The sequence below is a fragment of the Streptomyces ficellus genome, from assembly GCF_009739905.1.
Classification (GTDB): Bacteria; Actinomycetota; Actinomycetes; order Streptomycetales; family Streptomycetaceae; genus Streptomyces; species Streptomyces ficellus_A.
Genome location: NZ_CP034279.1, coordinates 4,701,815 through 4,717,879 on the forward strand (window position 1 = coordinate 4,701,815; position 16,065 = coordinate 4,717,879).

12 protein-coding genes, 2 tRNA genes and 1 pseudogene are annotated in these 16,065 nt (G+C 72.2%); 10 read left to right on the plus strand and 5 right to left on the minus strand.

The window, feature by feature from the left end; genetic code table 11:
* Window positions 1-7: 7 nt before the first annotated feature.
* The 5 genes from EIZ62_RS21035 to EIZ62_RS21055 all read left to right on the plus strand — a co-directional run bounded on the left by EIZ62_RS21035 (window position 8) and on the right by EIZ62_RS21055 (window position 4,952).
* Window positions 8-1,543: an alkaline phosphatase family protein gene (locus tag EIZ62_RS21035; protein ID WP_156694190.1), complete on the plus strand. Its 1,536-nt coding sequence runs from the start codon at window positions 8-10 to the stop codon at window positions 1,541-1,543.
* Window positions 1,544-1,623: 80 nt separating this feature from the next.
* Complete coding sequence (locus EIZ62_RS21040) at window positions 1,624-2,403, plus strand: HAD-IIA family hydrolase (RefSeq protein ID WP_156694191.1); 780 nt, start codon at window positions 1,624-1,626, stop codon at window positions 2,401-2,403.
* 112 nt (window positions 2,404-2,515) lie between these two features.
* The gene (locus tag EIZ62_RS21045; RefSeq protein WP_156694192.1) at window positions 2,516-3,103 is read left to right on the plus strand and encodes a hypothetical protein; all 588 of its coding nucleotides are present in this window, start codon (window positions 2,516-2,518) and stop codon (window positions 3,101-3,103) included.
* Complete coding sequence (locus tag EIZ62_RS21050; RefSeq protein ID WP_156694193.1) at window positions 3,100-3,768, plus strand: class F sortase; 669 nt, start codon at window positions 3,100-3,102, stop codon at window positions 3,766-3,768. Before EIZ62_RS21045 ends, EIZ62_RS21050 begins: the two co-directional genes overlap by 4 nt.
* Before the next feature lie 152 nt (window positions 3,769-3,920).
* Window positions 3,921-4,952 carry a glycoside hydrolase family 6 protein gene (locus EIZ62_RS21055; RefSeq protein WP_156694194.1) on the plus strand — a complete coding sequence of 344 codons (1,032 nt, stop codon included), beginning with the start codon at window positions 3,921-3,923 and terminating at the stop codon, window positions 4,950-4,952.
* A gap of 69 nt (window positions 4,953-5,021) precedes the next feature.
* Here EIZ62_RS21055 and glxA read toward each other — a convergent pair whose 3' ends face one another.
* The 3 genes from glxA to EIZ62_RS21070 all read right to left on the minus strand — a co-directional run bounded on the left by glxA (window position 5,022) and on the right by EIZ62_RS21070 (window position 9,388).
* Complete coding sequence (gene glxA, locus EIZ62_RS21060; protein WP_156694195.1) at window positions 5,022-6,974, minus strand: radical copper oxidase GlxA; 1,953 nt, start codon at window positions 6,972-6,974, stop codon at window positions 5,022-5,024.
* Entirely contained in the window at window positions 6,971-8,899 is a 1,929-nt protein-coding gene (locus EIZ62_RS21065; RefSeq protein WP_156694196.1) for a glycosyltransferase family 2 protein, read from the minus strand. Before EIZ62_RS21065 ends, glxA begins: the two co-directional genes overlap by 4 nt.
* Before the next feature lie 415 nt (window positions 8,900-9,314).
* Window positions 9,315-9,388, minus strand: a tRNA-Lys gene (locus tag EIZ62_RS21070).
* A gap of 197 nt (window positions 9,389-9,585) precedes the next feature.
* Here EIZ62_RS21070 and EIZ62_RS32530 point away from each other — a divergent pair.
* From EIZ62_RS32530 to EIZ62_RS21090, 5 genes and pseudogenes are all read left to right on the plus strand, one after another.
* Window positions 9,586-10,935: a peptidoglycan-binding protein gene (locus EIZ62_RS32530; RefSeq protein WP_244375865.1), complete on the plus strand. Its 1,350-nt coding sequence runs from the start codon at window positions 9,586-9,588 to the stop codon at window positions 10,933-10,935.
* A gap of 56 nt (window positions 10,936-10,991) precedes the next feature.
* Window positions 10,992-12,305 (plus strand): annotated as a pseudogene (locus EIZ62_RS32535) (SPFH domain-containing protein); the annotation flags it as partial.
* A 149-nt stretch (window positions 12,306-12,454) separates the two neighbouring features.
* Entirely contained in the window at window positions 12,455-13,045 is a 591-nt protein-coding gene (locus tag EIZ62_RS21080) for a lytic polysaccharide monooxygenase auxiliary activity family 9 protein (protein ID WP_156694197.1), read from the plus strand.
* 107 nt (window positions 13,046-13,152) lie between these two features.
* Window positions 13,153-14,436, plus strand: a complete 1,284-nt coding sequence (locus EIZ62_RS21085; protein WP_156694198.1) for a sensor histidine kinase — start codon at window positions 13,153-13,155, stop codon at window positions 14,434-14,436.
* On the plus strand, window positions 14,415-15,068 hold the full coding sequence (locus tag EIZ62_RS21090) for a response regulator (RefSeq protein WP_156694199.1): 654 nt from the start codon (window positions 14,415-14,417) through the stop codon (window positions 15,066-15,068). The genes EIZ62_RS21085 and EIZ62_RS21090 overlap by 22 nt, the downstream gene beginning before the upstream one ends.
* Before the next feature lie 44 nt (window positions 15,069-15,112).
* Here the strand turns inward: EIZ62_RS21090 and EIZ62_RS21095 are convergent.
* Window positions 15,113-15,186 (minus strand) — tRNA-Lys (locus EIZ62_RS21095).
* Between the two features lie 86 nt (window positions 15,187-15,272).
* A complete protein-coding gene (locus EIZ62_RS21100) occupies window positions 15,273-16,031 on the minus strand; it encodes an IclR family transcriptional regulator (protein WP_156694200.1) in 759 nt (252 codons plus the stop codon).
* Between the last annotated feature and the right edge of the window lie 34 nt (window positions 16,032-16,065).

The window sequence follows — 16,065 nt, forward strand, 5'->3', positions numbered from 1 at the left end:
GAACCCCATGCCGATCGACGGCATATCCCGCCGCACCGTCCTCGCCGCCGGTGCCGCGACGGCGGCGGCCACCGCGCTCACCACCGCGCCCGCCGCCCGCGCCGCCGCGCCCACGCTCCCCGACGGCACCAGCAAGGACAAGGTGCTCGTCGTCGGGATGGACGGCCTGCGCCACGACCGGATCGCCGCCGCCGACGCCCCGCACCTGAAGGGCATGATGCGGGACGGCACCTACGGCCTGTCCCTGCTGTACGCGAACCCCATGGCCGCCACCTCCTCCGGCCCCGGCTGGTCGACCATCTCCACCGGCGTCTGGCCCGACAAGCACGGAGTCCGGGACAACACCTTCGCCGGCCGGAACTACGGCACCTACCCCGGCTTCCTCGCCCGCCTCGCCCAGGTGCGGCCCGCCCTGTCCACGTACGCCGCCGTCGACTGGAAGCCGCTGGACACCCAGGGCACCGTCACCCCCGGCGCCGACGCCAAACTCGTCCTCGACGGCGACCGCGACGGCTACGTCGCTCACGACGCCACCATCACCGCCGAGACCGAGACGGTCCTGCGCCACCAGAACCCGGACGTCCTGTTCGTGTACCTCGGCAACACCGACGTCGTCGCCCACGCGAACGGCACCGGCCAGAAGTACCTCGATGCCATCGCCGTCCAGGACGCCCAGCTCGGCCGGATGCTCGCCGCGATCAGGGCCCGCCCCTCGTACGCCACCGAACGCTGGACCGTCATCGTCGCCACCGACCACGGCCACCTCGACGCGGGCGGCCACGGCGGCACCTCCATCGAGGAGCGGCGCACCTTCGTCCTCGCCACCGGCCCCGGCATCGCGGCCGGCGCCCGCCCCCTCGACACCCGGCTCGTCGACGTCGCCGCCACCGTCTTCCACCAGCTCGGCATCACCCCCGACCCGTCATGGGGCCTGGACGGCAAGCCCCTCCAGCAGCGCTCCACCGACCCGTTCGACACCCTCCAGTCCGCCCTCACCCCGCGCGTCGACGAGACCGGCATCCCGGCCGGGGTCCTCGGCTTCACCCACACCCCGCCCAGCGGCTGGTCCGTCGTCAACCACGCCATGGGCACCGGCGGCACCACCGAGTGGCGCGGCTGGGCCTTCGCCACCGACGAGTTCTGGTCCCGCACCCAGGCGGGCCAGCACCGCGAGCTCAACGTCCGGGCACGTGGCGTCTTCGCGGTCGCCGACTCCGACGAGTGGGCGGACCGGTCCTTCTCCGGCACCTACGACTCCACCCTGGTCACCCCGGCGTACGCCGTCGCCGGCAAGGCCCGGGTGACGCTCGGCTTCACCACCCTCTACCGCCAGGAGGGCGGCCAGAAGGCCGAGGTCCTCGCCTCCTTCAACGGCGGCACCCCCACCCTCGTCAAGAGCTACACCGCCGACGTGGTCTCCCAGCCCCAGTCGCTGACCCTCGCCGTCCCCGCCGGCGCCTCCAGCGTGAGCTTCCGCTTCCGCTACACCGGGTCCAACAACTGGTACTGGACGATCGACGACGTCAGGATCACCACCGGCTGACTACGCTGGGGGCGTCGCCACAGTGCCGTCGCGGCGCCCCAGCACCCACGCACGTATCAGTACGGCAGGAGTCCCGCCCCATGGCAGAGCGCAAGCCGATCGAATCCTGGCTCACCGACATGGACGGCGTCCTCATCCACGAGGGCGTCCCCATCCCCGGCGCCGACGCCTTCATCAAGAAGCTGCGGGAAGCGGAGAGGCCCTTCCTGGTCCTCACCAACAACTCCATCTACACCGCCCGCGACCTCCACGCCCGGCTGGCCCGCATGGGTCTGGACGTGCCGGTGGAGAACATCTGGACGTCCGCCCTGGCGACCGCCCAGTTCCTGGACGACCAGCGGCCCGGCGGCACCGCGTACGTCATCGGCGAGGCGGGGCTCACCACCGCCCTGCACGACATCGGCTACATCCTCACCGACCACGACCCGGACTACGTCGTCCTCGGCGAGACCCGCACCTACAGCTTCGAGTCCCTCACCAAGGCGATCCGGCTGATCAACGGCGGGGCCAGGTTCATCTGCACCAACCCCGACGAGACCGGCCCCTCCACCGAGGGCCCGCTGCCCGCCACCGGCTCGGTCGCCGCACTGATCACCAAGGCCACCGGCAAGGACCCCTACTTCGCGGGCAAGCCGAACCCGCTGATGATGCGCACCGGGCTGAACGCCATCGGCGCCCACTCCGAGACCAGCGCCATGATCGGCGACCGGATGGACACCGACGTGCTGGCCGGCCTGGAAGCGGGTATGGAGACGTTCCTCGTCCTGACCGGGCTCACCACCCCCGCCGACGTGGACCGCTACCCCTTCCGCCCGTCCACCGTCGTCGACTCGATCGCCGATCTGGTCGATCGCGTCTGACCGTCCTCCGGTCGCGTCGGCCCAGGTCAGCGCCGCCCGACCGGGTGAAGGCCGCCGCCCTGCGGATGCGGGATGCGCCGAACGGGGTGAATCTTCAGGCAGGAGGTTCACGATGCGTTCAGCTCTGTTCGCCCTGCGTGCCGCAGGGGCGGCCACCGCCGTCGTCCTGGCCGCGGGGACCGCGTACGCCGGTGACGGCGAGGAGCGCCAGGACGGCGCGAAGCACCGGCAGAAGGTCACCGTCCTGGTCGTCCCGTCCACCGCCGCGCCGGGCGAGGACGTGGACGTCCAGGTCCACGGCTGCCCCGGCACGCACGGCACCGTCCGGTCCGAGGCGTTCGTCGCCGACGCCGAGCTGTCCGGCCACGAGGGCAAGGGCGGGCCGCTGTACGGCGACACCACCGTCAAGTCCCGCCTGGACTCCGGCACCTACCCGCTCACCGTCCACTGCGACGGGCGCGACCACGACGACGCCGGCACCCTCCACGTCGCCCACCACGCGACGGCCACCCCCGTCGCCCCGGTCCGGGCGGGCGGCGGAGGCACCGCGGCGCTGGCCGCCGGCGCGCACCGGGACGGCGCCGAGGAGCAGGGGCCCAGCACCTCGCACACCGTGACCGGCCTCGTGCTGGCGGGCGTCGCCGCGGTCGCCGTCGCCTTCCGCAGCACCCGCCGCCGTCGCCGCACCCGCGCGGACTGACCGTGTCGTCGGCACCGCACCCCGCCGGACACGGCCGGCTGCTCACCGGCGTGGCCTGGGCCCTGTTGCTGCTGGGCCTGTGGCTGTGGGGCAAGGACATCACCGCCGGCCCCGGCGGCCTGTCCGCCCCCACCACCGGAGACGTCGCCGCTGTCGGCCGCCCCCTGGGGGTCCCGCTGCCCCCGGCCCGGCCGCCCATGGCGCCCGCCGCGCCCGAGCGCGTGGAGCTCCCGTCGCTCGGGATCACCGCCCCGGTCACCCCGCGCGGCCTGGACGACGCGGGCGCGATCGACCCGCCGCCGTACGAGCAGGCGCACACCGTCGGCTGGTTCGGCGACGGGACGAAGCCCGGCGCGGACGGCGCCGCGCTCTTCGTCGGCCATGTCGACACCGAGACGAGACCCGCCGTCTTCTACGGCCTGAGCTCCGCCCGCCCCGGCGAGCGGATCGAGGTGACCCGGGCGGACGGCTCGGTCGCCCGGTTCACCATCGACGACGTGCGGGTGTTCGACCGTGACGAGTTCGACCCGAAGAAGGCGTACGGGCAGCGGGAGCCGGGCCGCGCCGAACTGCGCCTGATCACCTGCGGCGGCACCTTCGACCGCGCCTCGGGCACCTACACGGCCAACGTGGTCGTCTCCGCGTACCTGACGGGCGCCGGCTGATGGCCCGCCCCGGGGCGCCCCGCCCCAGGTCGCACCGGCCCGGCCGCCCTCATGGCCCCGCCGGCCCGTGTGTCAGGATGGATTCGACCGGGTTGTCCGGGAGGGGGCACCTGGGGGGTGGCCCCGTACAGAGTGCACCCAAGGGGGAGTGGATGTACGGCAGTTGCACCGGGCGTGCCCGCGTCGGGGCGGTCGCGACGGGGGCGGTGGGCGCGGTGGCGCTGCTGCTGCTGGCGGGCTGCACCTCTCCCGACGCCGGCGGCACGTCGCCGGCGGCCGCGCCCAGCATGGGCCAGCAGCCCAAGGCTCAGGACCCGTTCTGGGTCAACCCCGGCAGCAAGGCGGCCCAGCAGGTCGCCAGCTACCAGCGCGACGGCAAGACGGCGGACGCCGAGCTGATCAAGAAGATCGCCTCCCAGCCGGTGGGCGAGTGGGTGGGCACCGAGCAGCCCGAGGAGGACGCCCGGGGCCTGACCGAGGCCGCCACGAAGGCCGACCGGGACGCCGTGCTGGTCCTCTACAACATCCCGCACCGCGACTGCGGCCAGCACTCCGCGGGCGGCGCCGCCGACGGCGACGCGTACCGGGCCTGGCTGGAGAAGGTCGCCAAGGGCATCGGCGACCGGCGGGCCACGGTGATCGTGGAGCCGGACGCGGTGATGCACATGGTCGACGGCTGCACCGAGGACCAGTACCACGAGGAGCGGTACGACCTGCTCAAGGGCGCGGTGAAGCGGCTCAAGCAGCTCCCGCACACCAAGGTGTACCTGGACGCGGGCAACGCCGGCTGGGGCAAGCCGGACTCGATCTTCGAGCCGCTGAAGTGGGCGGGCGTCGAGCAGGCCGACGGCTTCGCGGTGAACGTGGCGAACTTCCAGACGACCGCGGCCAGCAAGGAGTACGGCAAGAAGGTTTCGGCGAAGATCGGCGGCAAGCCGTTCGTCATCGACACCAGCCGCAACGGCAACGGCCCGTACACCGGCGGCGACCCGGCCGAGAACTGGTGCAACCCGCCGGGCCGCGCCCTCGGTGAGACGCCCACCACCGAGACGGGCGACCCGCTGGTCGACGCGTACCTGTGGATCAAGCGCCCGGGTGAGTCGGACGGCGACTGCAAGGGCGGCCCGAAGGCGGGCGACTGGTACCCGGAGTACGCCCTGGACCTGGCCCGCAACACCAAGTAGGAGCCACGACGACGAGGAGGGGCGCCCCCGCCGGGGGCGCCCCTCCTCGTCGTCGTACTTCGGCCGGTCCTACGGGACCTCGACCCACACCGCCTCGGACGGGGTGCCCTTGTCGTCGGTGACGAAGAGCATGTACCAGCCGGACGGGACCAGGGCGCGGTTCTCCGGCACGGTGACCTCGATGCCGCCGGCCGTCTTCTTCATCTCCAGGGCGATCGAGCGCTGGTCGACGTCGGTGACGTGGGTGACGGCGCTGGGCCGCATCAGCTTGGCCGTCTTGATCTTCGCGGCGTCCGGGGTCTTGAAGACCCCGCTGTCACCGCGCTCGATCTTCGCCGGACCGCCGGTGACCTTGGGCTTGGCGTCCCGGAAGAGGTAGGGCGGGGTGTAGATCTCGATGCGCTGCTCGAAGACGCCGGGCTTGGTGTTCGCCGCGTCCGCGAAGAGCGAGTCCGAACCGAAGATCATCACCCGGCCGTCGGGCAGCAGCACCGAGCCGGAGTGGTAGTTGCGCCCGACCTGCGGGTCGGCGACCCGGGTGTACGTCCCGCTCTTGGGGTCGTACGTGCGCGCCTGAAGGACGTTGGAGTCGCTGCGGCCCCGGTAGTCCTCCGAGCCGCCGGTGACCAGGACGGTGTCGTCGGGCATCAGCGAGGCGCTCGGGTAGCGGGTGCCCTTGTCGAGGGATGCGCCGTCCTTGAAGCGGGGATTCGGGTCCTTGAGGTCGACCAGCCGGGACTTCTCGCTGGACTTCTCCGACTCGCCGACCCCGCCGCCGCCGATGACCATGAACCGCTGGTCCTGGGCGGGCGGCAGCATGACCGTGGCGGACGTCTCCATCTTGTCCGCGTCGCTCAGGCCGGGGATCTTGTCGAACTTGTTCTTCTCCAGGTCCCAGACGCCCGGGTCACGGCCGACGTCGGCGGGCCCGTACCCGGCGTTGGAGCCGGAGTAGAACAGCTTTCCGTTGTCCATCAGGAAGATCGCCGGGTAGGTCGGGAAGCGGCGCTCGATCCCGGTGTACTCCCAGGTCTTCTTCTTCGGGTCGTAGATCTCGTCCTTGCCGGGGACGATCTGGCCGATCTCGTCCAGGCCGGACAGGGCGAGGACCTTGCCGTCCTTGAGCGTGGTGAGCGTGGGGTACCAGCGCGCCTCGTTCATCGGGTCGACCTTGATGTACTTCTCGGCGACCGGGTCGAACTCGAAGGCGTCCTTGATGCCCTGGAAGTCCTTCTTGTCCAGGGCGAGCTTCTGCGCCATGCCGTAGACGTTGCGCGCGTCGGTGCCCTTGAGGCCCCCGACCTTGTAGTTGTCCTCGGTGCCGGTCTCGAACTCCTTGCCCGACTCCTCGGCCTCGACGTAGATCCGGCCGAGACCGGGCTGGGTGCGCAGGAAGCGGCCGGTCTCCTTGTCGAAGACCTTCTCGGCCTTCTCCACGAGGATCGGGTCCTTGGAGACGAACGTCTTGCCGTTCGCCTTGCCGGTGAACTTCGTCCCGGCGGGCAGGGTGATCGGCTTGTCCGGGTCCTCGTTGTGGACGATCATCAGGCCGCCGGCCTTGGTGACGTCGCCCTGGAGCTTCTCGTACCGCTTGGTGCCGCCGGCGATGAGGAGCTTCCCGTCGGGCAGCTGGGTGTGCCCGGCGCAGAACATGTCCTTGGGGGTGGGGATCTTCTTGAAGTCGTTCGTCTTCGGGTCCCACAGCACCGACTCGAACTTGTTCGCGTCGAAGTTCTTCTGGTTGTTCCCGGAGCCCGCGACGAGCAGCACCTTGCCGGTGTGCAGCAGCGCCGCGTGGATGGTGTTGATCCGGAACTCGGAGGGGACGTCGAGGTAGTCCCAGTGGCCGTTGGCGGCCTTGTACTCCGGCTTGTTGATCGTGTAGTCGTGGTACTTCTCCGAGCCGTACCGGTACAGGGCCGGCCCGTTGAACCCGGCGACCACAGCAACCACCGCCGTGCCTATCAGGATGCGACGGGCGCGGTTCCTCCGGTGGTTCGGCCGGACGGGCAGGCTGCTCATTTGTTACGTCCCCCAAGGGCGATCTGCATGGTGTCGTTCTGCTCGGCCCAGCTCGGCTTGGCCTGCGGCGCGGGGTCCCCGGCCGGTGCGGGCGGCTGCGGGCCCTGCCCGCCGGCGTGGCGGGCGGGGCTCTTCTTCTCCTGGCGCAGCATGTGCCGCCAGACGAAGATCGGCGTCGCGGTGATCAGCGTCGCGAACGTCGCCCAGATGATCATCGCGGGGTGGGAGTGCCCGAAGACGAAGCCCGCGGCGACCGAGGCGCCGAAGATCCCGATGAAGTACCAGTGGTAGCGGAACGTTCCGAACCACCGGTCGGGGCTGGCGGAGTCGCCCTTGGGGGTGACCACGAACTTGCTCTTGCGGCGCAGGGCGGAGTCGATCAGCGCCTTGGCGTAGAGCGGCGCCGACAGCGCGGACATCACCATGCCGGCCACACCGCCGGAGCCCTCCGGCTCGTGCGGGGACACGTTGTGCCGGCGGTTCCAGACGTACAGGCCGATCTGGAGGGCGGAGGCGTTGCCGTAGAGCATCAGCCACACGGTCGGGTCGATGTTCACACCCGAGGCGCCCAGCCCCAGGAACAGCGCGCAACTGAGGGCCGCGAGGATCCAGTTCAGGGCGGACATCGGGTAGAAGATGATCATCATCGTGTAGTTGAAGAGCTTGCTCGGCGGCAGCGAGTACCAGCCCTTCCAGTACTGCTTGAGGATCGTCTCGTACGTACCGCGCGACCAGCGCATCTGCTGGGTGAAGAAGTCCGTCCAGGCGCTGGGGCCCTCACCGACGGCGAGCACGTCCGGGGTGTAGACCGAGCGCCACTTGTTGCCCGTCGCCGGGTTCTTGTGGCGGTGGATCTCGAAGCCGGTCGCCATGTCCTCGGTGATCGAGTCGTACAGGCCGCCGATCTGCTTGAGCGCCGAGATGCGCACGGCGTTCGACGTGCCGACGAACATCGGCGAGCCGTAGCGGTTGCCGGCGCGCTGGATCAGCGCGTGGAACAGGAACTGCTGCGACTCGGCGGCCTTGGTGACGAAGTTGTCGTAGTTGCCGTAGACCTGCGGGCCGATGACGAAGCCGATGTCCGGGTCCCGGAAGAAGCCCAGCATGCGCTCCAGGTAGTTCGGCAGCGGCACGTGGTCGGTGTCGACGGAGGCGAAGAAGTCGTAGTTGTCGCCGTGCGCGTCCAGCCAGGCGTTGTAGTTGCCGTGCTTGGTCTTGGCACGGTGGGCGCCGGTCGGCCGGTTCCACTTCGCGATGCCCTTGCGGGAGAAGTGGCGCACGCCCAGACGCTCACAGACGGCCTTGACGTCGGGGTCGTCGCCCTCGTCGAGGAGCCAGACGTGCATCAGCCCGCGGTGCCGGATCTTCACGGCGGCCTCCAGCGTCTTCGTCACCATCTCCAGGGGCTCCTTGCCCGGGACGAAGGAGGTGAGGAAGGCGACGCGGGTGCCGGACTCCGGCACCACCGGGACCGGGTCGCGGGCGACCAGCGTCGCGTGTGCGTTCGACACGACGTTCATGCAGCGGAAGAACTCGATCAGGCCGATCGAGACCAGCATCACGACGTCGAGCGCGGGCAGCCAGTCGAAGGCCGGGTAGTCCCGCTCGGTCCAGTGCTCGGGCTGGAGCAGCCAGAACAGCAGCACCAGCGAGAGCACCGGCGCGGCGGCGAGCATCAGCGCGACCCGGATGCGGTGCGGCTCCTGCGACAGGAGCGAGCGGTACTGCACCTTGTACGGCTTGTTCGGGTCCGGCTGGGTGAGGGGGCCGGCGAGCCTGCTGTAGTGCTCGTAGTCGTAGCGCGGCAGCGGCTTCTCGGCGGCCCGCCGCCGGGCCCCGCCGGTCCGGAGCTGCGGGGGAACCCGGAGCTGAGTGGTCCGGGATGGGTCGTTGTCCTGCCGGGCGCCGGTCGGCGTCGACGTCATGAGTCATCCCCCCGCACGCATGATGGCTGCGTGATTGGTCGTGTCGTTTCCCGCCGGGAGCGCGCGGTCCCCCTGGGCCGGCGTGTCCTGACGCATAGGTGGCAGGCCACCATCCCCGTAGACAGGGAAAGACGACCTTCCGGTTGCATGATGCCTGTCACGGCACCCCGCGTGTGAACGGGCCCCCACCCCGCGGTCCCCGCAACCGGGGCCTCTCCCGGAACTGCCGCCAACTGCACGAACCTCATGCCCCATTGCGGGGCATTGGCTCCAGGATAGGGTCTACGGCCACTCCGCTCGATCCCAAGGATGAAACGGACTGGTAACGGGGTATACGCGTGGTTCGCCTGAGCTCTCGGGAGTGACGGCACGACGGAGGCCCCCTCACCCGTGGTGAGAGGGCCTCGGCCTCGCGTGCGCCGCCAGGGACTCGAACCCCGGACCCGCTGATTAAGAGTCAGCTGCTCTAACCAACTGAGCTAGCGGCGCCTGCTGACCTGCGTAACTCTACCCGATGTCCGGGGGTGGTCCGGACCCGCCGCCGGTCCGCCGGGCTGACCATTGGGCGGCTCTCCGGCCTGTCGTCCAGCTGTTTTTTGCCTTTCGGCCGTCAAAATGCGACTTGTCAGGACAGTTGCGACACTGGCGCCCGTACGCAAGCCCGGAAGAACCCGGAGGGGAACCGCATGGCCGCCGTCCCGGTATTCGAGGAGTACGAGCCCGCCGCCGACTGTCCCTGCACCGGCTGCGCCCGGCAGCGCCGCGAGGCGGCCCTCCGTCCGGCCGTGATCGCGGGCGGCCATCCCGCCGCGCACGGCGCCCGCCGCGCCCTGGTCGTGTTCACCGCCGCCGGGGTGGCCCTCGGGGCCGGTGCCGGGGCCGGAACCGGCGGCGCGACGGCCCTCGCCCACCCGGCGGGCCCGGCCGGCCACACCGGTCCCATGGGCCTCTCCGACCCCGGCCGTGACCGGGGCGACCCGGACGCCGGCACCCCGCAGGGCGGCGCCGGGCCCCTGCACGGACGCCCGCACGCGGGACCCACGGGCGGCGCCGTGTCCGTGCCCGCCCTGCGCCGGTCCAGCCGCGCCGAGATCATCAACCGCGCCAAGCGGTGGGTCGCCGCGAAGGTCCCGTACTCCATGGAGAAGTACTGGACGGACGGGTACCGCCAGGACTGCTCGGGCTTCGTGTCGATGGCCTGGGACCTCACCGGCAACGAATGGACCGGCTCACTGGCCCGGTTCGGCACCCGGCTGGACCGCTCCGACCTCGAGCCCGGCGACATCCTGCTCTTCCACAACCCCGCCGACCCCAACCGGGGCTCGCACGTGACCATCTTCGGCGGCTGGACCGACTACACCCGCACCTCCTACACGGCCTACGAACAGGCCAAGCCGCACGCCCGCCGGCAGGCCACCCCGATGGCGTACTGGAACAACTCCAGCCGCTATGTCGCCTACCGCTACAAGGGCCTGAGCGGGAGTACGCCCGGCAGCCCCGGCGGCCCGGGCACGTCCGTCGCCTACCCCGGCGCGGCGTCCTTCGGGCCCGGCGCGAACAACGGCCACGTCACCCGGCTCGGGCGGATGCTCGTCGAGCGGGGCGGCCGGCGGTTCTACCGCTCCGGTCCCGGGCCGCGCTGGACGGAGGCGGACCGGAGGGCGACGCAGGCCTTCCAGCGGGCGCAGGGCTGGACCGGGCGCGAGGCGGACGGGCTGCCCGGGCCGCACACCTGGCGGCTGCTGGCCGGCGGCCAGGGTCGGGACATCCCTGCCGCCGGCGGCACCTCCGCCGTGACGCCGCCGTTCCCCGGCGCCGCGCACTTCCGGCCCGGCCGGTCGGGCCCGCACGTCGAGCGGCTGGGGCGCCAGTTGGTGAAGCGCGGCTTCGGCGCCCACTACCGCTCGGGTCCCGGGCCGCGCTGGACCGAGGCCGACCGGCGCAACGTCGAGGCGTTCCAGCGCGCCCAGGGCTGGCGCGGCGCCGCCGCCAACGGCTACCCGGGTCCGGAGACCTGGCGGCGACTGTTCCGATGACCGACCACGAGGAGGCAGGGTTGAGTACGGCGACACCGGAGGGCGGCGGGGCGGTGACCGGTCGGCGGGTTCCGGTCATCCGGAACGAGACCACGGGCCCGATCCCGGTGCACCTGCTGTTCCGGGACGACGACACGGCGGCCCCCGGGGCGGCCGCGACCGGGCCGGTCACGGTGGTGGGGGAGCCCTCGGCGGCCGTGGCGGCGTCCGGCGCTGCGGACGCCGTGGACGGCACGGCCGCCGTGGACGCGGCTCCGGGCGGGGTGACGGGCGGAGGCGCGGAGGGCACGGGTACGGGTCTGGGCACGGGCACGGGTCTGGGCACGGGCCTGGTCGGGGGCGGCGTCGCCGTTTCGCGTGCGGGACAGGCGGGACATGCGGTACGCACGGTGTCCGCGGGGCCGTCGGGCGCCACGCGGGCGGCGCGGGTGCCCGGTCCGGCGCGGCGGCCCGTGGCGGCGGCCGACCCCGGGCTGGTCGAGCGGCCCGGACCGGTGCTGCCCGGGTGGGCCGGGGTGGCGGCCGGGGCGGCCGGGCTGGCGGGGTGTGCGGCGCTGGTGTGGTGGGCCGGTGTGGTGCCCGCGCCGGTGACCGGCATGCTGGGCCTGCCGGAACGCCCGTACCACGGCATCCCGCTCGGGATCTGGGCGGTGCTGGCGCTGGGCGTGCTGGTGGTGCTGTTCGCCTTCGGCGGGCTGGCGCGGGGACGGGTCGGGTACGCGTGGGTCCTCACCCTCTTCGGGGACTACCGGGGCAGTGTGCGGCGCACGGGGCTGATGTGGGTGAGCCCGCTGCTGCTGCGCCGCCGGGTGGACGTGCGGCTGCGGCACTGGCGCAGCGAGCCGCTCCCGGCCGTCGACGCGAACGGCACCGCGCTGCGGGTCGTGGTGCTGGTGGTGTGGCGGATCCGGGACACGGTGCGGGCGGCGCTCGGCGTGGCGGACCACGAGCGGTACCTGCGCGAGCAGGTGGAGTCGGCGATGGCCCGGGTGCTGTCGCAGCTGCCGGCCGACGCCTTCCACCAGGACGCCCCGACCCTGCGGGACGCGGAGGCGGTGGGGGAGGCGCTGACGCGGATGTTGTCGGCGGAGTGCGTCCCGGTGGGCGTCGACGTCTTCTCGGCGCAGCCCACCCGGATCGAGTACGCGCCGGAGATCGCGGCCGCGATGCAGCGGCGCCGGGTCGCCGCGATCGACGCCGAGCACCGGGACACGGTCCTGACGTCGGTGGTGGACGCGGTGGACGACATGGTCCACCGGCTGACCACGCGTGGTCTGGTCGAGCTGGACGACTACGACCGCAAGGCGCTGGTCAAGGACCTCACGGTGGCCTTCTACACGGGCCGGAGTGGTCCGGTCGAAGGTCCGTGATTGGTATGGACATGTTCAAGCGGCGTTAATACATTGGGACTTGGTCTAGACCGGATCCCCGCCTCTGGTGTCACCCGCACCAGCAGCACCACACGCACGCGTGCAGCACGGCCCACCGAACTCCCCCACGTTCTGTCTGGAGCGACAGCATGCGACACAAGATAGGCACGGCCGTGGTTGCCCTCGGCGTGGCAGGGGTCTCCCTCCTGGCCACCGGCAGCGCCAGCAGCCACGGCTACACCGACTCGCCCATCAGCCGTCAGAAACTCTGCGCCAACGGCACCGTGACCAACTGCGGCAACATCCAGTGGGAGCCGCAGTCGGTCGAGGGGCCCAAGGGCTTCCCGTCCGGCGGGCCGGCCGACGGCAGGATCTGCGCCGGCGGCAACGGGCAGTTCGCCCAGCTCGACGACCCGCGCGGCGGGAACTGGCCCGCCACCAGGGTGACCGGAGGCCAGGGCTACACCTTCCGCTGGCAGTTCACCGCCCGGCACCGCACCACCGACTTCAAGTACTACATCACCAAGAACGGCTGGAACCGCAACGCACCACTCACCCGCGCCGCCCTGGACCCCCAGCCGTTCCTGACCGTCCCCTACAACGCCCAGCAGCCGCCGGCCACGCTCTCGCACCAGGGCACCATCCCGGCCGGCAAGACCGGCAAGCACCTGATTCTGGCCGTCTGGACGGTCGCGGACACGACGAACGCCTTCTACGCCTGCTCCGACGTGCAGTTCTGACGGGGTGACGGGCGACAGCCGCCGCCCACGGGTGGGGCCTGCCCTACCCCGCGTACACCCGCTGGGGCCATGGTGGCGCCGAGAGCCCGGCGCCTACCGTGGTCCCCATGGATCCCCGTACGCCCTGGCAGGCCCTGACCAGGGGTGACTACCTGCGCGGCGGCTGGCCCTGGCGGTCGGCCGGCTACCTGGCGAGCGGTGCGCTCGTCGGCGCGACCGTGCTGGCCCTCCTCCTGGTCCTGGCCGCCTTCTCCCTGCTGCTCGTCGGCGTACCGCTGCTGCTGCTGACCGGCGTCGCCCTCGGGGGCGTCGAGCGGCGGCGGTTGCGGCTCGTCGACGCCGACCCGGCCGCCGACCCGCACCGGATACCCGACGCGCCCGGGCTGACCGCCTGGCTGCGGGTCCGGGTGCGGGAGCAGGCCACCTGGCGGGAGCTGGCGTACGCGCTGCTGCACGGCCTCGTCCTGTGGCCGCTGGAGCTGCTCGCCGTCGCCGTGGCGCTCGGCGCGCCGCTCGCCCTGCTGGCCACGCCCCTGCTGCTCGCGCTGGACGGCCACGAGGTGCGGGTGCTGAAGGGCCCGCTCCTCGCCTCCTACCCCGCCGCGTTCGCGGCCGCCGTGTGCGGGCTGCTCCTGCTGCCCGCGCTGCTGTATCCGCTGGGCGCCCTCGCCGGCGCCCGGGCCGCCCTGACCCGGCTCCTCCTCGCGCCGCGTGACACCGAGCTGCGGCTCCGCATAGGCGAGGTCACCCGCTCCCGCGCCCGTCTGGTCGCCGCGTTCGAGGCGGAGCGCCGCCGGATCGAGCGCGACCTGCACGACGGGGCCCAGCAGCGGCTGGTCGCCCTCACCATGACCCTCGGCCTCGCCCGCCTGGACGCCCCGCCCGGTCCGCTCGCCGACCAGCTCGCCCGGGCGCACGACGAGGCCGGCCGGGTCCTCACCGAGCTGCGCGAACTCATCCACGGCATCCACCCGCAGGTCCTCACCGACTTCGGGCTGGGCGCCGCCCTCACCGACGCCGCCGACCGGTCGGCCGTACCCGTGGACACCGGCATCGACCTGCCCCGCCTGCCGCCGCCCGTGGAGAGCGCCGCGTACTTCGCCGCCTGCGAGGCCCTCGCCAACGTCGGCAAGCACAGCGGCGCGGCCCGCGCCCGCCTCACCGCCCGGCACGCCGACGGGCTGCTGCGGATGGAGGTGGAGGACGACGGCAGGGGCGGCGCCGACCCCGCCGCCGCGACCGCCGGACGCGGGGGGACCCCGGGCGGCACCGGCCTGACCGGCTTGGCCGACCGGATCGCCGTCCTCGATGGCAGACTGACGATCATCAGCCCGAACGGCGGGCCGACCGTGCTGCGAGTGGAGATCCCTTGCCAAGCCCTCTGCGGATAGTCCTGGCCGAGGACAGCGTGCTGCTGCGCGAGGGGCTGACCGGCCTCCTCGGCCGGTTCGGCCACGAGGTCGTCGCGGCGGTGGGCGACGCGGCCGCCATGCAGGGCGCGGTCGCCGAGCACGACCCGGACGTCGTCGTCACCGACGTCCGTATGCCGCCCGGCTTCCGTGACGAAGGGCTGCGCGCCGCCGTGGCCCTGCGCGCCGAGCGCCCGGCCCTGCCCGTGCTGGTCCTCAGCCAGTACGTCCAGCGGGCGTACGCCGCCGAGCTGCTGGAGTCGGGCGACGGCACCGGGGTGGGCTATCTGCTCAAGGACCGGATCGGCCAGGTCGAGGAGTTCCTCGACGCCCTGACCCGGGTGGCGGCCGGGGGCACGGTCGTCGACCCCGAGGTGGTGCGCCAGCTGTTGCGCCGCCACCGCGATCCGCTGGCGGCGCTGACCCCGCGGGAGCGCGAGGTGCTGGGCCTGGTGGCGGAGGGCCACTCCAACGGGGCGATCGCCCGGCGGCTGACGGTGACCGAGGCGGCGGTCGGCAAGCACATCGGGAACATCCTCGGAAAGCTGGACCTGCCGCCCGCCGACGACACCCACCGCCGTGTCCTCGCCGTCCTGGCCTTCCTGCGCGCGTGAGCACGAAGAAGCCCCCCGCTTCCGCGAGGGGCTTCTTCCGTCTGTGCGCCGCCAGGGACTCGAACCCCGGACCCGCTGATTAAGAGTCAGCTGCTCTAACCAACTGAGCTAGCGGCGCCTGCTGACAGAGTTAATACTACCTGGTCCGAGGGGTGCCCCTGACCACTGGAGAGTGATCCGGCTCACAGAGCGGGCCCGGAAGGTTTAGAGCGCCAGCGACAGCACCACGGGTGCGGCTCTGCGGTTCAGGGCGTCCGCCGCCGAGCGCAGCCGGTGGGCGTGCTCGATGGGGAGCGACAGGGCGAGGCAGCCGACCGCGGATCCGGCCGTCAGCGGTACGGCCGCGCAGACCGTGCCCACCGCGTACTCCTGGAGGTCGAGCACCGGGACGGTCGGCGGCTGGCTGTCCAGCTTGGAGAACAGCACCTTCTCGCTGGTGATCGTCCGCGAGGTCAGGCGGGCGATCTTGTGGCGGGAGAGGTGGTCGCGGCGGCCGTTCTGGTCGAGCTGGGTCAGCAGGCACTTGCCGACCGCGCTGGCGTGGGCCGCCGACCGGAAGTCCACCCACTCGTTGACCTTGGGCGTGTGCGGGCCGTCCGCCATCTGCGTGATCTTCACTTCGCCGTCGATGTACCGGCTGATGTAGACGGCGGCACCGACCGAGTCGCGCAGCTCGGTGAGGGTGTCCTGGAGCTTGCTCTGCAGGGCCTCGTGCCGGGTGGCGCCCGAGCCCAGCAGCACCAGGGAGTCACCCACGACATAGGCGCCGTCGCTGACCTGCTCGACATAGCCCTCACGGCGCAGCATGAGCAGCAGCGGTGTCAGATGACCGGCCGGAAGCCCCGTCTCGCGTGCGATCTGGACGTCGGTCACCCCGCCGCCGTGCCTGGAGATCGTTTCGAGAACACGCAGGGCGTACTGCACCGAATGGAACGGCGCGGTCGGCTCGGGCTTCAGCGCCACGGTTTCCCCCTACCAGGTTGTGACCGCAAGCTTC

Coding starts and splice junctions, on each gene's coding strand:
- EIZ62_RS21080 (WP_156694197.1), top strand. CDS start 12,455: ATGCGACACAAGATAGGCACGGCCGTGGTTGCCCTCGGCGTGGCAGGG.
- EIZ62_RS21040 (WP_156694191.1), top strand. CDS start 1,624: ATGGCAGAGCGCAAGCCGATCGAATCCTGGCTCACCGACATGGACGGC.
- EIZ62_RS21085 (WP_156694198.1), top strand. CDS start 13,153: ATGGATCCCCGTACGCCCTGGCAGGCCCTGACCAGGGGTGACTACCTG.
- glxA (WP_156694195.1), bottom strand. CDS start 6,974: ATGAGCAGCCTGCCCGTCCGGCCGAACCACCGGAGGAACCGCGCCCGT.
- EIZ62_RS21045 (WP_156694192.1), top strand. CDS start 2,516: ATGCGTTCAGCTCTGTTCGCCCTGCGTGCCGCAGGGGCGGCCACCGCC.
- EIZ62_RS21055 (WP_156694194.1), top strand. CDS start 3,921: ATGTACGGCAGTTGCACCGGGCGTGCCCGCGTCGGGGCGGTCGCGACG.
- EIZ62_RS21065 (WP_156694196.1), bottom strand. CDS start 8,899: ATGACGTCGACGCCGACCGGCGCCCGGCAGGACAACGACCCATCCCGG.
- EIZ62_RS21035 (WP_156694190.1), top strand. CDS start 8: ATGCCGATCGACGGCATATCCCGCCGCACCGTCCTCGCCGCCGGTGCC.
- EIZ62_RS32530 (WP_244375865.1), top strand. CDS start 9,586: ATGGCCGCCGTCCCGGTATTCGAGGAGTACGAGCCCGCCGCCGACTGT.